We start from the raw sequence: 19,161 nt of genomic DNA on the forward strand, positions 1-19,161 counted from the left end.
AAACTAATTTCAAACAATTAGGTATTCACAACTATTAAAATAATTAAATAAACATCGTTCTAATTCTATGTGTATTTTCAATTAAATATACAAATTTTTAACCACAATCGAACTAATAATAAATATTATTAATCAAAAGCATCAATTAAAACTAAGCAAATAGGATAAGTTGAACTTATCTCTAATTTGGATAAATTAAAAAACTTTAACACTATCTTAATATGACTACCCACAATCTACTAAGAAACTGTCGCGTTATCATTATATAATTGGCCTGATCAATATGTAATTATCGCTGTTTTTTTAGACGGTCAGTCCATTTTTTTTATTTTGGAATAAAAGCGTTCGCTCGATTCGAACGCTTTTTTATTTTAGAACCTCTGTTAGAATTTTCCGAACCCTAAAATCTTTTGTTAAAACACTTCACCGTCGTCAACTAAAAGTATTTTCTGCTCTTATGATATAAAATGATATCGTTTGGAAATCCGACCTTCGACAAAGATGGATCGTGTTGGATTATGGATTTTAAAACCCTGAAATTAAAGCTTCTAAAAAGTTGAAAAACCTAAGTTTCTGTTATTTTTTATAAAACAGATTGTGGTTGATGTATTTCCATACTTCGTGATCAAGCAAAGGACGAACATCTTTTCCGTCTTTTATACCCTGTCTAATTGCTGTAGAGGAAATTTCAATGATTGGCGCATCTACGAGTTTAATCTTAGAGATATCTGTTGACGAGGGCAAATCGGAAACTTCCTTAGAAATTCTCGGGTAAACATAGATTGGATATCGCTCGAGTATGACTTCGTAGTTTTTCCATTTTGCTAAGGATTTTAAATTATCCTCTCCCATGATCAAGGCGAATTCCTCTTTGGGGAATTTCTCCTGAAGATGCGCTAAAGTAGTAATGGTATAGTTGGGTTGTGGTAAGTTAAACTCGATATCCGAAGGGCGGATTCTCGGGTAATTTTGAGTAGCCAAATGAACCATTTGAAGGCGGTGATAGTCTTCTAATAATCCGCTCTTTTTTTTGAGCGGATTATGAGGAGTCACTACCATCCATATTTCATCTAGGTCACTGTATTGCGCCAAGTGATTGGCTATAATTAGATGCCCTACATGAATGGGATTAAAAGTACCGAAATACAATCCAATCTTCATGGTAAATTAATTTTTATTTATAAATTCTTTGACCAGTTCGTAAGCTTCTTTCTGCGCCACTTCCAAGTCATAGTTTTTAATAATGGTATCAAATTGAGGAGCCGTCGCTAATTCAACCGAAGCTTTGGCAATTCTCATATTAATTTTATCGTCGCTTTCCGTAGAGCGTTTTTTTAATCGAATTTTCAATTCGTCAATACTCGGTGGTTTCACAAAAACCGCCAAGGTTTCCTCGGGATATTTACTTTTAATACGCAAACCTCCAGCTACATCTATATCAAAAATTACATTTTTACCAAGACTCCAAATACGTTCTACTTCACTTTTTAAAGTTCCATAAAAATTATCGCGATAAACCTCTTCCCACTCCAAAAAATCTTCGGCTTTTATATGCTGTTTGAAATCGTGTAAGGAGATAAAATAATAGTCCGTTCCGTCTATTTCAGTACCACGTGGTTCTCTCGAGGTTGCCGAAATGGAAAAGGCTAAATTTAGGTCTTCTTGTTGAAGTAAGTATTTTACAATAGTGGTTTTACCCGATCCAGATGGTGCTGAGAATACGATCAGTTTCCCTTTTTTCATAAGTCAATTATATTTTTATACTAAAATCTTATGTATCACCGAATCCCGATCAGTATTTGTTTGCAACAAATGCGTTATGAGCAGTGTTATCATAAAATCTCTTACTGTGCGTTTGCTATAAAACGTTTAGTACTTGCTCTTTGATTTTTTCCAATTCATCTTTCATCAAAACAACTAATTTTTGCATTTCTGAATGATTGGATTTAGATCCCATCGTGTTGATTTCACGTCCCATTTCCTGAGCAATAAAGCCTAACTTACGCCCATTTGCCTCAGAACCGGATAAGGTTTCGATAAAATAATCCAAATGATTGGTCAAGCGAACTTGCTCTTCGGTAATATCCATTTTTTCAAGATAATAGATCAATTCCTGTTCAAATCGATTTTCATCAACATTGACTTGAAGTTCTGCTAAATTGTTTTTTAAACGATCTTTAACCGTTTGAATTCGCTGTCCATCTAAAGCTGCTGCCAACTCCATACTGTTGCGAATATTAGCAATACGCAATCTGAAATCCGTTTCGAGTGTATTCCCCTCACTATTTCTAAAAGATTTTATATTTGCCAAGGCTTGAACGATTACTTTTTGAATCTCAACCCATTCATTTTCATCGAGCTCAACACGCTCTACTTTTAATGAATCAGGCATTCTCACAGCCATTTTCATCAATTCCGTTTCATCGGCCTGTGGTAAAATAGCTTTCATTTGATTGATATAAGCCATCACAATTGGAGCGTTGATCTTGTTGGAAGTTTCCTCAGCCGTAACTTCTACGTACAAAGAAAAATCAACTTTTCCGCGCTCTAATTCTTGTGCAATTTGATTTCTCAAAGGCAACTCTTTCTCTCTATACGTTAAAGGAAGTCGTACGTTCAGGTCTAAGCCTTTACTGTTCAACGATTTCACCTCTACAGTAATCTTTTTGGTTGGCAATTGCATACTTGCTTTCCCAAATCCAGTCATGGAATGTATCATATTCAAAATAATAATAGCTACAAAGGTACTAAAAAAGTATCTAGCTAAATTCAGTTTCAGTGATTTATAATATTTGTGCTCTCAGGCTTTATCGCAACAATCAAGACTGTTTGCGGTTTTAAATATACAAAACCGAGCGAATTAAGATTCGGTTTTTCATCTATTATGTGCGTGTGTAGCTTTTTTTTCAGAAAAACTTAAAATCATTCTACCACCACAGCAGAAGTCTCTACTCTGTGAATCATCAACAATTTCGCTTCGAAATGCAGCACTTCGTTTATCAGCAGAACTGCCCCTGCTAAAAACTTAAATCAAGTGATTTTTAACTCGTTTGCCCAGCTATTAACTCCTCAACTGTTTTTGAAGAATTCCCGATAAAAATGCGCCCTTCAACGATGGCAACCGGTCGACTCAAGAAGGTATAATGCTCTAAGATTAGATTTTTATAATCCTGCTCTGTAAGCCCTTTGTCTTTTAAACCTCTTTCTTTGTATAGTTTTGCTCTTCTACTAAAAAGAGACTCATAACTACCCGATAAGTTTTTCATTTCCTCCAATTGCAATGCTGTAATGGGGTCAGATTTAATATCCTGCAATTCAAATTGATCTAAATCAGGAATCTGATTTAAAATTTTCCTACAGGTATCACAGGTTTTTAAATGGTATATTTTTTTCATAATCTTTTCTAGTATATTCTCAAGACTTTTAAACTCCCACTAAGGCTTTACACCAGATATTCTCGAGTAAAAATGGGTTTAACGATTCGGTCTTTATTCCAACCAACAAGGCTTGAGTATTATTAAATATTTTTGACTTTAATGATGTGTACCGGGCAAATCTTCTCTGCTTGCTCACAACTCTCTAAAATGGTATAATCCAATGATTTTACTGTATGAAATCCCTTGCTATTTATCGCTTTTAACAAAACCGTTTTCCCGTCTTTTTTAGACATTTGAAACTGCCCTGGTGCGACCTCCACACAATAGTTACAACCGATGCATTTGTCGCGTTGCAAAGTAATGACAATCATTAATTTTCTACGATTTTATACAGCTTATCAGACATCCGTACTCTAAACGGCAACTTTATCGTACAGTCATCACCTCTCAGCGCTTTAACTGCAAACTGCTCGTTGACATACATTTCTTCAATAGCCAATTCTTGCACCCCCGTTGTAGGCCCAGTAATCAATATACGATCCCCTTTTTTAATATCGTAAGCCTCGATCTTAAATTCTCCAATCGATGCTTTTTGAAAATAATGGGTTGCTCTACCGATATACACCTTTTTTTGAGTAGCACTAGATCCGGAGTTATCACTCCATTCACCGAGCTGCTGCCCCAGATAATATCCACTCCAGAAACCGCGATTATATACCGTCTCTAGATCTCTCATCCATCGATCTACTTTTTCAGCTGTAAATAGTCCTGCGGCCTGTGCATCAATAGCTTCTCGGTATGTTTTTACAACGGTAGCTACATATTCCGGAGCGCGTCCACGTCCCTCTAATTTTAATACCTTAATACCCGAATCAATCACTTGATCCAAGAAATCTAAGGTACACAAATCTTTTGGCGACATCATGTATTCGTTATCGATTTCAATCTCAAAACCCGAATCCTGATCAATCACGGTATACTTCTTCCGACAATTTTGCTTGCAAGCACCTCGATTAGCCGACGAATTATGAGCGTGTAAACTCAGATAACACTTGCCAGAAACCGCCATACACAAAGCACCGTGTCCAAAAATTTCAATCTCCACTAAATTGCCAGACGGCCCTTTTATGCCTTCTTTTTCAATCTGTGCAGTTATACTTTTTACTTGACGCAAACTCAATTCTCGAGACAAAACTATGGTGTCCGCAAAAAGGCTGTAAAACTTTACGGTTTCTATATTGGTAACGTTTTGTTGTGTCGAGATATGAACTTCAAAATCAATAGCTCTTGCCGAAGCAATCACCGCTTGATCTGAAGCAATTACAGCGGTTAATCCCGCCTCTTTCGCCTTGTTTAACAAGGTCTTAACCACCGATAAATCATGATCGTAGATAATGGTATTTAGAGTCAGGTACGTTCTGACTTTTTTCTCAGCACAACGCCTTGCTATTTCCGGCAAATCATCTACTGAAAAATTAACCGTTGAACGCGCGCGCATGTTCAATTGATCTACACCAAAATAAACCGAATCCGCGCCGTTGTCTAACGCCGCCTGTAAAGATTCAAAATTACCTGCAGGAGCCATCAACTCCACCTTTCCCGAAACCGTCATCTTTTATGCTTGTATTTTATATAATAAATCTGATTTTCGCACTCTAAAATCCAAACTCAAAGTCATTTTATCTCCAACTTGTGCTTGTTGAACTACAACTCCATTAACCATCATCTGCTGTAAATCCAATCGCTGCTCTCCCGTAGTTGGCCCCACAACAACTAGAATATCACCTAGTGTTATTGCTTCATTTTCGATCGAGAATTGTCCGACACTCGCTTTGGTAAAATAATGTTCTACCCTACCTATCAATTTCTTTTTCTCAATACGTTTTTTTCTGATTTTTGTAACAGCACTTACTTTGACAGGAACAATCTCATCAAAAACGTTGCGTTCATTTTTAAATTTTAAAGCGTCTGACTTCCCTTTTTTGAAGATCAGATTCCCCTTTTGAACACCACGACGCATTGCTCGTTGTTCGTCTTCAGGCAGTTGAATTACAGCGACACATTCATCGGAACAGCAATGGTGCATTTTCTCTGCGCAATCATCACATTGAATAAACAATAAATGACAAGCTTCGTTGGCACAATTGACATGAGTATCGCAAGGCTGTCCACATTGGTGACAATTTGCAATGATATCATCGGTAATTCGCTCACCTAAACGGTGATCAAAAACAAAATTCTTTCCAATAAATTTACTCTGTAAACCTTCCTCTTTTATCTGGCGGGTGTATTCTATGATACCACCCTCCAACTGATATACATTTTGAAAGCCTTTGTGTTTAAAGAACGCACTGGCCTTTTCACAACGTATTCCACCCGTGCAATACATCAAAAGATTTTTATCCTCTTTGTGTTCGGCAAGTTGGGCTTCAATAATTGGCAGTGATTCTCTAAAGGTGTCTACATCGGGAGTTATAGCTCCTTCAAAATGCCCGATCTCACTTTCATAGTGATTTCTCATGTCTATAACCACCGTATTGGGGTCGCTCAACATCTCATTAAATTCTTTGGCTTTTAAATGTATACCGATATCTGTAGCATCAAAGCTACTATCCTTGAGTCCGTCAGCGACAATTTTACTTCTAACCTTAACGGTCAGTTTTAAAAACGACATATCATCTTGCTCTACAGCTACATTTAAACGGATTCCCTTCATAAAATCATAAGCCTCTAGGGTTGCTCTCAGTGCTTCAAATCCTTCGGCAGGAACCGACATTTGTGCATTGATTCCCTCTTGGGCTACGTAGATTCTACCCAAGGCGTTTAAATGGCTCCAGGCTAAGAATAATTCGTCTCTAAATTGTTGTGGGTTTTCGATTTTTGCGTAAGCATAGAAAGATAGGGTCAAACGATTTTGCCCAGCTTGCTCGATGAGCAAAGCCCTTTCCTCCGCGCTTAAAGTGTTATACAGTTGCATGCTATTAACTTTTAAGTTGGTAAATAAACAATATGAAAATCATTCTAATTGGAAGAATGAAGCGACAAAGATACCCTTTTTTAAAAATCCTATAAAATGATAATTATCATTTTATGACGAAACCCAGCAGTAAATACTGATTTTATGCTATCAGAAGGGGTTCTATCGCTATTATTTTAAATTCTAATGGACAAGCAACTCCTTTGTAACTCAAAAAAAAGCTGTACTTTTACATTTCAAATTTTATGAAAGATGAGTGCAGATAAAGAAGCCAAATTAAAAGCTTTACAGCTTACATTAGATAAATTAGACAAAACTTACGGTAAGGGAACGGTGATGAAATTGGGTGACCGTGCTGTAGTAGAGGTAGAAGCTATCTCTTCCGGCTCTTTGGGCTTGGATTTAGCCTTGGGAGTAAACGGATATCCTCGTGGAAGAATCATCGAGATTTACGGCCCGGAATCTTCTGGTAAAACCACACTTACTTTACATGCAATCGCCGAAGCTCAGAAAACAGGAGGTATTGCTGCATTTATTGATGCAGAGCATGCCTTTGATCGTTTCTATGCACAGAAATTAGGAGTAGATATCGACAATTTAATTATTTCTCAACCAGACAACGGTGAACAAGCCTTGGAGATTGCAGAAAATCTAATTCGTTCTGGAGCTATTGACTTAGTTGTTATTGACTCGGTTGCCGCTTTGACTCCAAAGAGTGAGATCGAAGGAGAAATGGGAGATTCCAAAATGGGTCTTCACGCTCGTTTGATGTCACAAGCCTTGAGAAAACTAACTGGAACAATCAGTAAAACGAACTGTACGGTATTTTTCATCAACCAGTTGCGTGAAAAAATCGGAGTAATGTTTGGAAATCCAGAAACTACTACGGGAGGTAACGCCTTAAAATTCTATGCTTCTGTACGTTTAGACATTCGTAAATCGACCCAAATTAAGGACGGTGATCAAGTGATGGGAAATCGTACTAAAGTAAAAGTTGTTAAAAATAAAGTAGCACCACCGTTCCGTACAGCAGAATTTGACATTATGTATGGTGAAGGAGTTTCCAAAGTAGGGGAAGTATTAGACCTAGCTGTGGAATTTGAAATCGTTAAAAAGAGTGGTTCTTGGTTTAGCTATGGAGACACTAAATTAGGTCAAGGTCGCGATGCTGTCAAAGGTGTTATCAAAGACAACCCAGAATTGATGGACGAATTAGAGCTTAAAATCAAAGAATTAATCAAAAGCAAAGAAGATTAAGCTAGGAAATCTGGGTTAATACTTCCATAAATATCAGGGCTGTCTAAAAAAGACGGCCCTTTTTCGTAGCTGATTTTTCTAGTATTTAAAAAGCAACAACTGCTTTAACATCATTTCTCTAGCTTGCTGTTTCACTTCTTTTCTATCGGCAAGAGTCTTTCCTTTAGTTACTATAAACGGATGAACCACCACGGGGACCGTCCCAGGATAACCCGCAAGAAATTCAAAAGGAAAATAACGCTTTAATCCACCGAAAGACATCGGCACAATTTCTATTTGATGTTCTATCGCCAAGCGAAATGCACCGTCTTTAAACTCATCTAAGACCACGGATTTATCATCCGAAACCCCGCCTTCAGGAAAAATACAAATGCTACGCCCCAATTTTATTTTATCCTCTGCACTTTTTATAGCTTGCATTCTACTTTGAGAATTTCCGCGATCAACCAAAATACAGGTTCTTTTATAAAAGAATCCAAAAATCGGCAATTTTGCCAATTCCTGCTTGCCTACAAAAACAAAAGGGTTGTCTTTTATCAAAATCAACATCAACATAATATCCATCATCGAAGTGTGATTAGAAATCAACATATAACTTTTACCCTTTTCCGGTTTCTGCTGCCATTCAACACGGTACCGGAAGCCCATACCATAAAAGACGACTTTTGCCCAAAAACGAGCCAGAATAAAAAAATAAGGATAGGTTCGATCACTCGAAATAGTCAATACCAACAAAGGAGACATTAATATAATAACTACAGTCATTAAAAAATAAAACCAAATTTTCCATAAAACCCAAAATGCGATTTTCAATAACCTCATGCAGTATCTATTTCTAAAATTTTTAACAAATCCAAAAGTAAACATATTAATCAATATTTCATCACAGTAAGCCAAAAGCAACAATCAATTATAAAAAAAGCACCCAGTAATTAAACCAAAACCCATACTAGGTAATTCAAATCCGCTATATTTGTACTAAATATAGAAAAAATCAAAAATGGCTAAAATTCTAACTGGAGTACAAAGTACAGGTACTCCCCACTTAGGAAATCTTTTAGGAGCTATCATCCCTGCGATACAAATGGCCAACCTTAAAGAAAACAATTCCTTTCTTTTTATTGCTGATTTACACTCGGCGACACAGATAAAAGAAGCATCCACCTTGCAAAGCAACACGTATAGTGTAGCTGCTAGCTGGCTGGCTTGTGGATTAGACATCAATCACGTAACTTTTTACCGACAATCCGACGTTCCACAAACCACTGAATTATCTTGGTATCTAAGTTGTTTTTTTCCATTTCAAAGATTGACACTAGCCCATTCCTTTAAAGATAAAGCATCACATCTTGACGATGTGAACGCTGGACTTTTCACTTACCCGATGTTGATGGCCGCAGATATACTGCTGTATGATGCGGAATTCGTACCGGTTGGAAAAGACCAACTACAACATTTAGAAATCACTAGAGATGTCGCTTCACGCTTCAATCATCAAATGGGTGAAACTTTTGTTTTACCAGAAGCTAAAATTGCGGAAGAAGTGATGATCGTGCCGGGAACTGACGGTGAAAAAATGAGTAAATCCCGAAATAATTATATCAATATTTTTCAGGATGACAAGGCCTTGCGCAAGCAAGTCATGAACATACAAACCGACAGCACTCCTTTGGAGGATCCTAAAAACCCAGATACCTGTCACATCTTTTCAATCTATAAATTGATTGCAAGCGCTGATCAAACTGCCGCTTTAAGGGATAAATATTTAGGAGGTAATTATGGTTACGGGCATGCCAAACAAGAACTTTTTGATTTGATCCTTACCCGATTTAAAACGGAAAGAGAGAAATATGATTACTATATCAATAACCTTGACGAAATCGACGCACTATTAAAGATTGGCGCAGCAAAAGCCAGTATCATAGCACAAAACACCTTAAATCGCGTTCGCCAGAAATTGGGTTATCGCATTTAATTTTTTACGGACTCCCTTGGAGTCCGTTTCTTTTTATATCAACTCAAAAACCTTTCCCGGCATCGGCCGTATAACCCCTTTGAGTTCCATACTCAACAGCAAGACCCCCACTTTATAAACGACCAATTGACAAGCCAGTGCAATTTCATCCATAGTCCGCTTTCCTGAAAAAGCCAAATAGTCGTAAATTTTTTGTTCCTCTTCGCTCAATTCTACAAATATGGCTCTTTGCCCCGAGCCTTGATTCACTCCCTTACCATCCCATTGCAACATATCGATGACATCCTGAGCAGAAGTAATCAATTGTGCTCTTTGCCACTTGATCAATTCATTACAACCCTGACTATATTTATCGGTCACTCGACCCGGAACAGCAAACACTTCTCGATTGTAATCATTAGCAAAACGAGCCGTACTCATAGAACCTCCCTTCTGTGCACTCTCTACAATTACAGTAGCCTCAGAAAGCCCTGCCACTATCCTATTTCTTCGAATAAAATTCTCGCGCTCCATACTGCTTCGGGTTTTAAACTCGCTTAAAAATCCACCAAGCTCCTTGATGATTTCCATATACTTATAGTGAGATCTGGGATAAACATCCTGCAATCCATGACCCAAAACCCCAACAGTTCGCAGTTGATTATCGACCGCAGCTTTATGTGCGATGATATCTATTCCAAAAGCAAATCCACTAACAATAATCGGATTATAGATCGCCAAACCCGCTACGAGTGCCTGACAGAATTCTTTTCCCTGACTCGTATGTCGTCTTGTACCAACGATACTGATGATTTTCGAGTTTTTCCAATCGAACCGACGGGTTGAATAAAGCAATACCGGTCCATCATCGCAATGTTTTAATCGACTGGGATAATCGTCATCTGTATAAAAACTAACCTGAATCCCTAGTTTATTAATCGCATTCAGCTCCATTTCAGCCTCCTGATAAATATTTTTATCGCGTAGATTTTTCAACAACCGATCACCAACTCCATCAACCTGCATCAAATCAGCAGTCGAAGCTTTTAAAACGGTCTTCGCATCTTTAAAATGACTCAACAATCTTTTTGCTATAACATCTCCAACGCCCTCGACGTTTTGCAGCGCCAGCGTATAAAACAATTTTTCCTCATTCATAAAACAGGAAATCAATTAAACATCACCTAATATAATAAATATCAACAGACTACCCTTAGGCTTTTAAAAAAAACATTTTAAGAGCATTCTTTGATTAATTAGTCAACATCTTATGAACAAGTTATTTACATTTATTTTCCGTTTTGTTAATAACATTTGTGGATAAAATTTTGCTTTGTGTGTTGATTCGTTAACTTTGTAATATGATTATAGAAAAATACATATCCGCCTTATTATATCGCTATCAATGTGTTATAGTGCCTGGATTTGGCGCTTTTTTGACAGAAGTTCAATCTGCTAGCTTCCATGAGGCTACTCAGACTTTTTTTCCACCAAAAAAGTCAATTTCTTTTAATACACAATTGATCCATAATGATGGTCTGTTAGCCAATCACATCGCTTTGGAGGAAGGGATGACTTATGAAAGCGCCCTAGCAGAAATTCAGCAATGCGTTAGCGATTGGAAACAGCGTCTATCCGTTGATAAAACGCTCGTTTTAAAACCGATTGGAACCATCCATGTAAACACGGATTCAAATTGGATTTTCGAACCACAAGCCTCGACAAATTATTTGACGGCAGCTTTTGGCCTCAGTACCGTTTCTGCTCCTGCCATTGGAAGAAATCTTTTTCCAATACCAGAAGAAGAAAAAGAGCTTGACGTGACTCCTACCATCGCTCTAATCACGAAGCGAAGAAGAAAATATACTTTTTTAAAATATGCTGCGGTTTTTGTAGTCGCTGCCAGCCTAGGAACTACTATATACAAACAAGAACACGATGCTTACATCGCTAAAGAAACTTTGGAAGTAGAGAAAGCCGTACAAGAAAAGGTTGATTATCAAATACAGCAAGCGACTTTCTTTATTGAAAAACCCTTAAGTCCAGTGGTACTTACCATCAAGGAACCCATTGTACTCAAACCCTACCACATTATAGCAAGTGCTTTTAAAAGCGAAAAAAACGCCGCTAAAGCCGCTAAAGAATTGGAAGAAAAAGGTTTTGAATCTACTTTTTTAGAAAAAAACAAATACGGTCTATACCCAGTAGCCTACGGAAGTTATGCGAATCTTTCAGAAGCACAAGATGCCATGAGAGCTATTCACAAGAAACACAACAAGGAAGCTTGGATACTGGTAAAATAAAACAAAAATCCTGAATTAAAATTCAGGATTTTTTTTGTCATAATGTTTTTATCTTTGTAAAAAAAACAGATGAAGCCGAAATTAGTATCAGAGTCCGTAACTGTAGTAACCGATTTAGTACTCCCTGGAGAAACCAATCCTTTAAACAACCTTTTCGGTGGTGAATTATTGGCTAGAATGGATCGTGCTGCGAGTATCACAGCCCGCAGACACTCGCGACGCGTGTGTGTAACCGCCTCGGTAAATCATGTCGCTTTCAACAGAGCCATTCCATTAGGTAGCGTAGTAACGATAGAAGCGCGTATTTCAAGAGCCTTTAACAGCTCTATGGAGGTGTTTATAGACGTATGGATAGAAGATCGGGAATCCGGCGTTAAAAACAAAGCAAATGAGGCCATATATACCTTTGTTGCTGTCGATGAAACCGGAAGACCAATAGCAGTACCCCAAATTGTTCCAGAAACGGAATTGGAAACAGAACGCTTTGAAGCAGCACTACGCAGAAAACAATTGAGCCTCGTATTGGCAGGAAAGATGAAACCGTCTGAAGCTACAGAACTAAAAGCTTTATTCAAGTAAGTTAAGATCTTATCTTTTTATTAACACTCTAGGCACTTCCAACTCTTACATGTAGTGCCTAACTTTGTGTAAAATTTTAAACAATGAAAAAAATATTATTTTTAGCCTTAGCTGTTCTATTGATCAATACCTCCACGTCTTGGGCCTGGGGCACAACAGGACATCGCGTAGTAGCCGAAATTGCCGAACGCAATTTGACTCGAAAAGCGAAAAAAAATCTAAAGAAAATAATTGGAGACCAAAAATTGGCCTATTGGTCCAATTGGCCCGATTTTATCAAATCGGATCCAACATGGAAACACGCTGATGCTTGGCATTATGTCAATGTTGGAACTTCCTTAACCCCGACGGATTTCACCAAAGAGATGAATGAAACCACAGCGGATAATCTCTATAAAAAAACGCTTTCCCTTATAGAAGAACTGAAAGACAAGGACCTTTCTTTAGAGAAAAAACAAGTGAACCTTTATTTTCTAATCCATTTGATCGGAGACGCACATCAACCCTTACACGTTGGTAGAGCCGAAGACTTGGGGGGAAACAGAATTGGAGTAGAATGGTTTGGTCAAAAAACCAACCTCCACACCCTTTGGGATTCCAAATTAGTAGACTTTACACAATACAGCTATACCGAGTTTTCAACGGTTTTAAACATACACGATAAAAAGTTTAACAACCGCTTAAGCGAAGGTGAATTGGTAACTTGGCTCTATGAATCTTATACTGCAGCGCAGCACATCTACGACACTGCAAAAGCCGATGATAAATTGAGTTACAAATATTATTTTGACCATCAAAAAGATCTTGAAGATCAACTTCTCAAAGGAGGTTTGCGCTTGGCGAAAATCCTAAATGAAATATACGGATAACAAAAAAACAGGCTTATAGCCTGTTTTTTTTATGTCTTTATTGAATGAATAATTAATTATCTTGAACTACTACCACTTCTACTGCTAGAACCGCCACCCGATCCTCTACTGCTTGAAGAGGCTCCCATGCTGGACGAACTGGAAGAACGACCACTTGACATCGAAGAAGAGCTTCTGCTTGATGAACCGCTGTTGGAATTAAAATTCGAACTCGATCTTGACGAGCTAGTCGCACGTTCTATACGCGCCGGTTGACTTGTAGCTGCTGAACTGGATCTCATACTACTTCTACTAGATGAACTCCTAGAACTATTGCTAGTTGTTGAAGGCGCTACACGAGTGGACATTGTATTGGTAGATCTTGAAGACGAAGAATTTACATCTCTTGAACTACTAACCGGTCTGGCACTAGTTGTATTATAACTTTCACGAGTGCTGCTGTTCACTTGACGTCCAGAATTACTTCCATCATTACCTCTTCCTGAACTCACGGAATTTCCGTTTTGACTTTGCACTGATCGACTACTATTTCTATTTTGATCTAAGACGTATCGATTAGAAGTATTGGCATTTCTACTGCTGAACGAGTTTTGCGGATTCTGTCTTTCATACGAATTTCCACGCACATCATTTAACAATCTTACTGATCTAGAACTTCTGCGATCTGAAGCGTATACATAACGGTTACTCGTGTTGATATGTACATGGATATTGTTTCTATATCGGTAAATTGGATAGGGCTCCCACGGAGAATAATACGTTGGGTAATAATTCCAATACCAAGAAGAATAATAAGGTCTATAAGAAACACCCCAGAAAACATCAAACAAAATTGGTGTCGATACGTAAACCGGTTCATAGATATAGTTGCGTCCATATAAGTATTCGTTACCTACAATTTGCACCTGCACGCGGTTTTTACGATCTTTCTCTACCTCAATGGTCGCGACGTCCTGAAACATATCCTGCCCCAAAACAGCCTGTATAACAATCAAGTGGGTTTGTCCTTCTGTGACTTCAATAACCCTTAAATAATCAACATAATTATCTCTATTTAAGTCCAAGTTGGATATTTGCGACTGCGGATCATTTAAGCGTCTTTCGAAATCGGCTAAATCTCTAGAGTCCCCAAAAATAGAAGCAACAGCTTGTAAATCTAAGTTATCACTAATATCATAATTCATAGCAGCAACAGTAGCTTTCTGAGAATATCCTAAAGCAGAGAGCAAAAGTGCTATACATATTAATGTTGTTCTATATAATTTCATGTTTTTGTTTTTTGATGTTTACTATTATCATAATACCAACTACTATGCCAATAATAACATTCCTCACTAAAAACAACAATCCCAGCACTTGAGAAGTACTGGGATTGCTAGAGACAATTTAAAAAAATGTTTTTATTTCTGTAAGATAATAAATTCTGATCTTCTATTAAGAGCGTGTTGTTCTTCTGTACAATGATCTCCACACTTCACTCTTGGTTGACTTTCACCATACCCTTGTGATTCTAAACGATCTGGAGAAATACCCATTGATAACATATATTGCAATGTTGTTTGAGCTCTTCTTTCAGATAGTTTTAAGTTGTATTCATCACTTCCTCTAGAATCTGTATGTGCTTCGATTTTAATTCTCATATTTGGATTACGCTCCATCACTTGAACTAATTTATTTAACTCAAACGATCCTTGTTGTGTAATATTTGTTTTGTTAAACTCGAAGAACACATCTCCTAATAATACTTGTTCGTCAACTACAATAACTTCAATTGGTTTCAAAGCTACCGTAACTTGTTGTCTTCCTCCTTTATGCGGTGGAAGGTTAACGATTTTTCCTTCAAAACCATTTTTATCCACTTGCAAAACGAATCCCTGACGACATTCCACTACGTATTCCACCAATCCTCTGGCGTCACTATATTTGACTTCAATGATATTTTTCCTATCATCTAATATTTTAACTTGAGCACCGCTTAAGATTTCTCCTGTTTTCTCATTGATAACGGTGACATACATTTCTACATTACAAACCGGAATGGCTTTATAGATATCGTCTCTTCCCACTCGGTTTGTCGAGAAAAATCCGACGTTTTTATCCGGATAGAAAGTGAACGCAAAATCGTCTTTCGCCGTATTAATCGGCGCGCCTAAATTCTTTAATTCAGCGTCTTTAATTTCTAAGTCTAAGACATAAATATCCAATCCTCCAAATCCTTTTCTAGAGTCTGATGCGAAATACAGTTTGTTATCGTCAGAGATAAAAGGAAATGATTCTCTTCCTTCTGTATTAACTCTACTTCCTAAGTTCTGTGGTTCTGTATAGGTACCATCTTCATTTATAGTTACTTTCCAGATATCCATTCCTCCAAGAGTTCCTGGCATATCAGAAGCAAAATACAAGGTTTTACCATCTTTACTCAAACTAGGATTACTAACAGAGTAGTCTTTTCCGTTGTAAGGAAATGCTTCGAAATCACCCCATTTCTTACCTTTTTTAGTAGCTTTAAACAAACTCACTTTCCCCAGTTTCAACAATTTCGCTTTGTTTTTAACAAAATTACCTTCACGGAAACTTTCGGTTGCAAAAAACATGGTCTTCCCATCTGCACTCACTGTAGCTGGTCCGTCGTGGTATTTTGTATTAACTTCAGAGATGGCCTTAATTTCACTAAAAACCTGACTTTGCGGATCAAATTTCGCTTGAAATAAATCTAAGAAAGGTTGATTATTCCATCCGTACGTTTTTTTGTTTTCGGTACGTGTTGAAGTAAAATAAAGTGTATCGTTTTGAGACAAGAAAGCCCCGAAATCAGATCCATCCGGTATATTGATTCCGCTATCTTCGAAGGTAAATAATTCCTCTTGACTTCTCAACTTAGGTATGTAATCTGGATCTCTTTGAAAAGCGATGGTTCGTTGATCTGACGGTGCTAGTCTAGCGAATTTACGCATCACATCATTAGCCGTGTCATAGCGTCCACTCGCCTTCAACATTTGTGCATATTTATAATATATTTCAGCGTCTAACTTAGGATTGGCCTCAATAGCCTTACCGTAGTATTTAGCAGCCTCAACGGTATTAAAAATATTATAATAGCTCTCTGCTAATTGCAGATTAATGTAATTATCTGTTTTAACTCCTCTGACCAATTTTTGATACTCCTTTGCCGCGTTGACAAATTCATATTTACTAAAATATTGATCGGCAACCTTGGTTTTTTCATCTTGAGCATGCCCTAGAAACACACTACAAGCAAAAAACAAACTTAAATATATTTTTTTCATATGTGGATATTATTTTTTTTAAGGTCATATGGTCTCGCTTTAAAACACCTGGTATTGAATATCAGTACCTATTTTTTTTAGCGATTTCATACTGTGAATACTATTTTTTTAAAATTAAAAATATCTCGGCGAACTCGATACTCTTTTAGAGAAATAAATATCGTATAATAAAATAAATTCGTGTGAAGCTTTTGCTTTAACTTTAAGATCAGACATCACGTGATCATAGGCATATCCAACGCGTAGATTTGGCGTAATTCTATAATTAACCATACCTCCGATAGCATCGTCAATTCTGTAGTTTGCTCCAATCTCAAATTTATTGATATACATTAAGTTCACAGATAAATCTGCTGATACCGGTGCATCCATGGCGTATTTCACCATAAAATATGGTTTCAATTTAAAATCTTGATTTAATTCAAACACATATCCCCCAGTCAAAAAGGCATGCATAACTTGGCTACCGTATTTTTTACCGTCATAGTCCAAATAACGACCTTTTAACATATTAGGCACCCCCAATCCTACATAGTAGTTTTGCGTATAGTAGAACGCCCCTGCTCCAACATTGAAAAGCGTACTTTTCGAATCTTCTGCAAATGATGGATCATTAGGATCCATGTAGCTTTCACTTCCAATATCAGAAAATAGACCAATATCATGTAAGGTAACACCCGCCTTAAGACCTAATGCCAATTTGTGCTCACCCCCTAAATCTAAGGTGTAAGAAAAATCTCCATAAATGTTGTTTTCTTTTACAGGCCCGATCTTATCGCTAATAACCGAAAGACCCAATCCCACTTTTTTACCCACACGAGTATGCCCGAACAAGGTTCCCGTTTGAGGTGCTCCATCAAGGCCCGCCCATTGTTGGCGGTACAATAATCCCATTGACAAGGATTCCTGAGATCCCGCATATGCCGGATTTACCACACTCATATTATACATGTACTGCGTATAGTGAGGCGCCTGCTGTGCTTGAGCTTCGCTAAGAAATAAAAAAACAGTTAAAGCTGCGAGATATAATTTCTTCATAAGTATTTATTTAAACAAGTTTAAGGGTCTGCAGCACAAACTACCGACTATAAATTTTAATTATTTTAAGGTCTATTAATCCTAATTTCTATTCTTGACAACGTTTTTTAACATTTAATCGCAATCACTTATTAAAAATGATCTTTAATACGGCTTGGTCTTTTCAATTATCACCAGTACCCTAAGCGACCGTAAATCCTGAGAAACAGCCAGCTGTAAAGAGAAAAACAAAAAAGAAAGCGCGTTTAACTTCCTCCAATATTACATTTGGATTAGTTATTGTCCAAATATATACTTTTTTTCTTAGCAAGATAATCGTTTTTTGTTAATTTTTACACAGTTCAATTCATTCAAAAATAAAAAAATTCTCTAAAAATCATTTTAAGAGTGCTTAAATCATTAAAAATGGTAAAAAAAATTGTTTTTTCATAAAAATATCACATATAAATCATCCTAAAAAACAAGATTTTTCCAAAAACAAAGAAACAGCAGCAAACGACTGTTCACTACTGTTTCCATGAATAATTTCGCAAAAACAACGGTACATAAGGTACTACTATCTCGATAAATCTCTTAACTGCATACCGTATGCCTTTTAAAAATATCTTGGTGAGCTTGACACTCTCTTTGAAAAATAAATATCATACAACAAAATAAATTCATGCGATGCTTTGGCTTTAACCTTTAAATCAGACATCACGTGGTCATAGGCATATCCTACACGTAGATTGGGTGTGATTCTATAATTCACCATCCCCCCTATGGCATCATCAATTCTGTAGTTTGCTCCGATTTCGAATTTATTGATATACATCAGATTCACCGACAAGTCTGCCGATACCGGTGCATCCGTAGCATATTTAACCATAAAATACGGTTTCAATTTAAAATCTTGATTCAATTCAAATACATATCCCCCCGTTAAAAAGGCGTGCATCACTTGACTACCGTATTTTTTACCGTCATAATCCAAATAACGTCCTTTAAGCATATTGGGAACCCCCAAACCGACATAGTAGTTTTGAGTGTAATAAAAAGCTCCTACCCCTACATTGAAAAGCGTGCTTTTCGAGTCTTCTGCAAACGACGGGTCGTTAGCATCCATATAACTCTCGCTTCCGATATCTGAAAATAGACCGATATCATGCAAGGTAACTCCCGCTTTAAGCCCCAAGGCCAATTTATGCTCACCCCCTAAGTCTAGGGTGTAAGAAAAATCTCCATAGATGTTATTTTCTTTTACTGGGCCGATTTTATCGCTGATCACCGAAAGACCTAGTCCCACTTTTTTACCGACGCGAGTGTGTCCAAACAAGGTTCCCGTTTGAGGAGCTCCATCAAGACCTGCCCATTGCTGGCGGTATAGCAAACCCATCGATAGCGATTCCTGAGAGCCGGCATAAGCTGGATTTACCACACTCATGTTATACATGTATTGGGTATAGTGCGGAGCTTGTTGTGCGGAGCTTTCCCCGACAAAGAAGAAGACCGTTAATACCGCAAAATATAGTTTCTTCATA

Annotated in this window: 18 protein-coding genes; 5 read left to right on the forward strand and 13 right to left on the reverse strand. The window is 37.3% G+C overall.

Translation table 11 applies throughout. The features are described from left to right. Positions 1-576 precede the first annotated feature (576 nt). The 7 genes from nadD to L1275_RS04105 all read right to left on the reverse strand — a co-directional run bounded on the left by nadD (position 577) and on the right by L1275_RS04105 (position 6,354). Complete coding sequence (gene nadD, locus L1275_RS04075; protein ID WP_253470091.1) at positions 577-1,161, reverse strand: nicotinate (nicotinamide) nucleotide adenylyltransferase; 585 nt, start codon at positions 1,159-1,161, stop codon at positions 577-579. 6 nt (positions 1,162-1,167) lie between these two features. Continuing rightward, positions 1,168-1,743, reverse strand: a complete 576-nt coding sequence (gmk, locus tag L1275_RS04080; protein ID WP_253470093.1) for a guanylate kinase — start codon at positions 1,741-1,743, stop codon at positions 1,168-1,170. 115 nt (positions 1,744-1,858) lie between these two features. Next, positions 1,859-2,707, reverse strand: coding sequence for a YicC/YloC family endoribonuclease (locus tag L1275_RS04085; protein ID WP_253470409.1), 849 nt, complete (start codon positions 2,705-2,707; stop codon positions 1,859-1,861). A 334-nt stretch (positions 2,708-3,041) separates the two neighbouring features. Continuing rightward, positions 3,042-3,395 (reverse strand): arsenate reductase family protein, encoded by a 354-nt coding sequence (locus L1275_RS04090; RefSeq protein ID WP_253470095.1) that lies wholly within the window; start codon positions 3,393-3,395, stop codon positions 3,042-3,044. Between the two features lie 122 nt (positions 3,396-3,517). Continuing rightward, a complete protein-coding gene (locus L1275_RS04095; RefSeq protein WP_253470096.1) occupies positions 3,518-3,748 on the reverse strand; it encodes a ferredoxin in 231 nt (76 codons plus the stop codon). Continuing rightward, entirely contained in the window at positions 3,748-4,989 is a 1,242-nt protein-coding gene (locus L1275_RS04100) for a peptidase U32 family protein (RefSeq protein ID WP_253470098.1), read from the reverse strand. Before L1275_RS04100 ends, L1275_RS04095 begins: the two co-directional genes overlap by 1 nt. A 3-nt stretch (positions 4,990-4,992) precedes the next feature. Beyond that, positions 4,993-6,354, reverse strand: coding sequence for a rhodanese-related sulfurtransferase (locus L1275_RS04105; protein WP_253470100.1), 1,362 nt, complete (start codon positions 6,352-6,354; stop codon positions 4,993-4,995). A gap of 252 nt (positions 6,355-6,606) precedes the next feature. Between L1275_RS04105 and recA the strand changes: the two genes are divergently transcribed. Next, positions 6,607-7,611 (forward strand): recombinase RecA, encoded by a 1,005-nt coding sequence (gene recA, locus L1275_RS04110; RefSeq protein WP_253470102.1) that lies wholly within the window; start codon positions 6,607-6,609, stop codon positions 7,609-7,611. A 78-nt stretch (positions 7,612-7,689) separates the two neighbouring features. Here the strand turns inward: recA and L1275_RS04115 are convergent, their stop codons facing one another. Continuing rightward, on the reverse strand, positions 7,690-8,433 hold the full coding sequence (locus L1275_RS04115; protein WP_253470104.1) for a 1-acyl-sn-glycerol-3-phosphate acyltransferase: 744 nt from the start codon (positions 8,431-8,433) through the stop codon (positions 7,690-7,692). A gap of 178 nt (positions 8,434-8,611) precedes the next feature. On the opposite strand from L1275_RS04115, the gene trpS reads away from it, so the two are divergent. Next, positions 8,612-9,586 carry a tryptophan--tRNA ligase gene (trpS, locus tag L1275_RS04120; protein ID WP_253470106.1) on the forward strand — a complete coding sequence of 325 codons (975 nt, stop codon included), beginning with the start codon at positions 8,612-8,614 and terminating at the stop codon, positions 9,584-9,586. 33 nt (positions 9,587-9,619) lie between these two features. Here the strand turns inward: trpS and dprA are convergent, their stop codons facing one another. Next, on the reverse strand, positions 9,620-10,723 hold the full coding sequence (dprA, locus tag L1275_RS04125) for a DNA-processing protein DprA (protein WP_253470108.1): 1,104 nt from the start codon (positions 10,721-10,723) through the stop codon (positions 9,620-9,622). A gap of 203 nt (positions 10,724-10,926) precedes the next feature. On the opposite strand from dprA, the gene L1275_RS04130 reads away from it, so the two are divergent. The 3 genes from L1275_RS04130 (at position 10,927) to L1275_RS04140 (ending at position 13,316) form a co-directional block, all read left to right on the forward strand. Continuing rightward, a complete protein-coding gene (locus L1275_RS04130; protein WP_253470110.1) occupies positions 10,927-11,868 on the forward strand; it encodes an SPOR domain-containing protein in 942 nt (313 codons plus the stop codon). 69 nt (positions 11,869-11,937) lie between these two features. Beyond that, positions 11,938-12,447, forward strand: coding sequence for an acyl-CoA thioesterase (locus L1275_RS04135; RefSeq protein WP_253470112.1), 510 nt, complete (start codon positions 11,938-11,940; stop codon positions 12,445-12,447). Positions 12,448-12,530: 83 nt separating this feature from the next. Continuing rightward, on the forward strand, positions 12,531-13,316 hold the full coding sequence (locus L1275_RS04140) for a S1/P1 nuclease (RefSeq protein WP_253470114.1): 786 nt from the start codon (positions 12,531-12,533) through the stop codon (positions 13,314-13,316). 56 nt (positions 13,317-13,372) lie between these two features. Here L1275_RS04140 and L1275_RS04145 read toward each other — a convergent pair whose 3' ends face one another. The 4 genes from L1275_RS04145 to L1275_RS04160 form a co-directional block, all read right to left on the reverse strand. Then, complete coding sequence (locus L1275_RS04145) at positions 13,373-14,584, reverse strand: hypothetical protein (protein WP_253470116.1); 1,212 nt, start codon at positions 14,582-14,584, stop codon at positions 13,373-13,375. A gap of 132 nt (positions 14,585-14,716) precedes the next feature. Further along, the gene (locus L1275_RS04150) at positions 14,717-16,603 is read right to left on the reverse strand and encodes an OmpA family protein (protein WP_253470118.1); all 1,887 of its coding nucleotides are present in this window, start codon (positions 16,601-16,603) and stop codon (positions 14,717-14,719) included. A gap of 114 nt (positions 16,604-16,717) precedes the next feature. Then, complete coding sequence (locus L1275_RS04155; protein WP_253470120.1) at positions 16,718-17,641, reverse strand: type IX secretion system membrane protein PorP/SprF; 924 nt, start codon at positions 17,639-17,641, stop codon at positions 16,718-16,720. 595 nt (positions 17,642-18,236) lie between these two features. Continuing rightward, on the reverse strand, positions 18,237-19,160 hold the full coding sequence (locus tag L1275_RS04160; protein WP_253470122.1) for a type IX secretion system membrane protein PorP/SprF: 924 nt from the start codon (positions 19,158-19,160) through the stop codon (positions 18,237-18,239). Between the last annotated feature and the right edge of the window lies 1 nt (position 19,161).

The sequence above is a fragment of the Flavobacterium sp. HSC-61S13 genome (genome assembly GCF_024171535.1).
Taxonomy (GTDB): Bacteria; Bacteroidota; Bacteroidia; order Flavobacteriales; family Flavobacteriaceae; genus Flavobacterium.

Excerpts from the sequence above, each read along its gene's own strand:
- nadD (WP_253470091.1), bottom strand. The coding sequence starts at position 1,161 with ATGAAGATTGGATTGTATTTCGGTACTTTTAATCCCATTCATGTAGGG.
- gmk (WP_253470093.1), bottom strand. The coding sequence starts at position 1,743 with ATGAAAAAAGGGAAACTGATCGTATTCTCAGCACCATCTGGATCGGGT.
- L1275_RS04085 (WP_253470409.1), bottom strand. The coding sequence starts at position 2,707 with ATGACTGGATTTGGGAAAGCAAGTATGCAATTGCCAACCAAAAAGATT.
- L1275_RS04090 (WP_253470095.1), bottom strand. The coding sequence starts at position 3,395 with ATGAAAAAAATATACCATTTAAAAACCTGTGATACCTGTAGGAAAATT.
- L1275_RS04095 (WP_253470096.1), bottom strand. The coding sequence starts at position 3,748 with ATGATTGTCATTACTTTGCAACGCGACAAATGCATCGGTTGTAACTAT.
- L1275_RS04100 (WP_253470098.1), bottom strand. The coding sequence starts at position 4,989 with ATGACGGTTTCGGGAAAGGTGGAGTTGATGGCTCCTGCAGGTAATTTT.
- L1275_RS04105 (WP_253470100.1), bottom strand. The coding sequence starts at position 6,354 with ATGCAACTGTATAACACTTTAAGCGCGGAGGAAAGGGCTTTGCTCATC.
- recA (WP_253470102.1), top strand. The coding sequence starts at position 6,607 with ATGAGTGCAGATAAAGAAGCCAAATTAAAAGCTTTACAGCTTACATTA.
- L1275_RS04115 (WP_253470104.1), bottom strand. The coding sequence starts at position 8,433 with ATGAGGTTATTGAAAATCGCATTTTGGGTTTTATGGAAAATTTGGTTT.
- trpS (WP_253470106.1), top strand. The coding sequence starts at position 8,612 with ATGGCTAAAATTCTAACTGGAGTACAAAGTACAGGTACTCCCCACTTA.
- dprA (WP_253470108.1), bottom strand. The coding sequence starts at position 10,723 with ATGAATGAGGAAAAATTGTTTTATACGCTGGCGCTGCAAAACGTCGAG.
- L1275_RS04130 (WP_253470110.1), top strand. The coding sequence starts at position 10,927 with ATGATTATAGAAAAATACATATCCGCCTTATTATATCGCTATCAATGT.
- L1275_RS04135 (WP_253470112.1), top strand. The coding sequence starts at position 11,938 with ATGAAGCCGAAATTAGTATCAGAGTCCGTAACTGTAGTAACCGATTTA.
- L1275_RS04140 (WP_253470114.1), top strand. The coding sequence starts at position 12,531 with ATGAAAAAAATATTATTTTTAGCCTTAGCTGTTCTATTGATCAATACC.
- L1275_RS04145 (WP_253470116.1), bottom strand. The coding sequence starts at position 14,584 with ATGAAATTATATAGAACAACATTAATATGTATAGCACTTTTGCTCTCT.
- L1275_RS04150 (WP_253470118.1), bottom strand. The coding sequence starts at position 16,603 with ATGAAAAAAATATATTTAAGTTTGTTTTTTGCTTGTAGTGTGTTTCTA.
- L1275_RS04155 (WP_253470120.1), bottom strand. The coding sequence starts at position 17,641 with ATGAAGAAATTATATCTCGCAGCTTTAACTGTTTTTTTATTTCTTAGC.
- L1275_RS04160 (WP_253470122.1), bottom strand. The coding sequence starts at position 19,160 with ATGAAGAAACTATATTTTGCGGTATTAACGGTCTTCTTCTTTGTCGGG.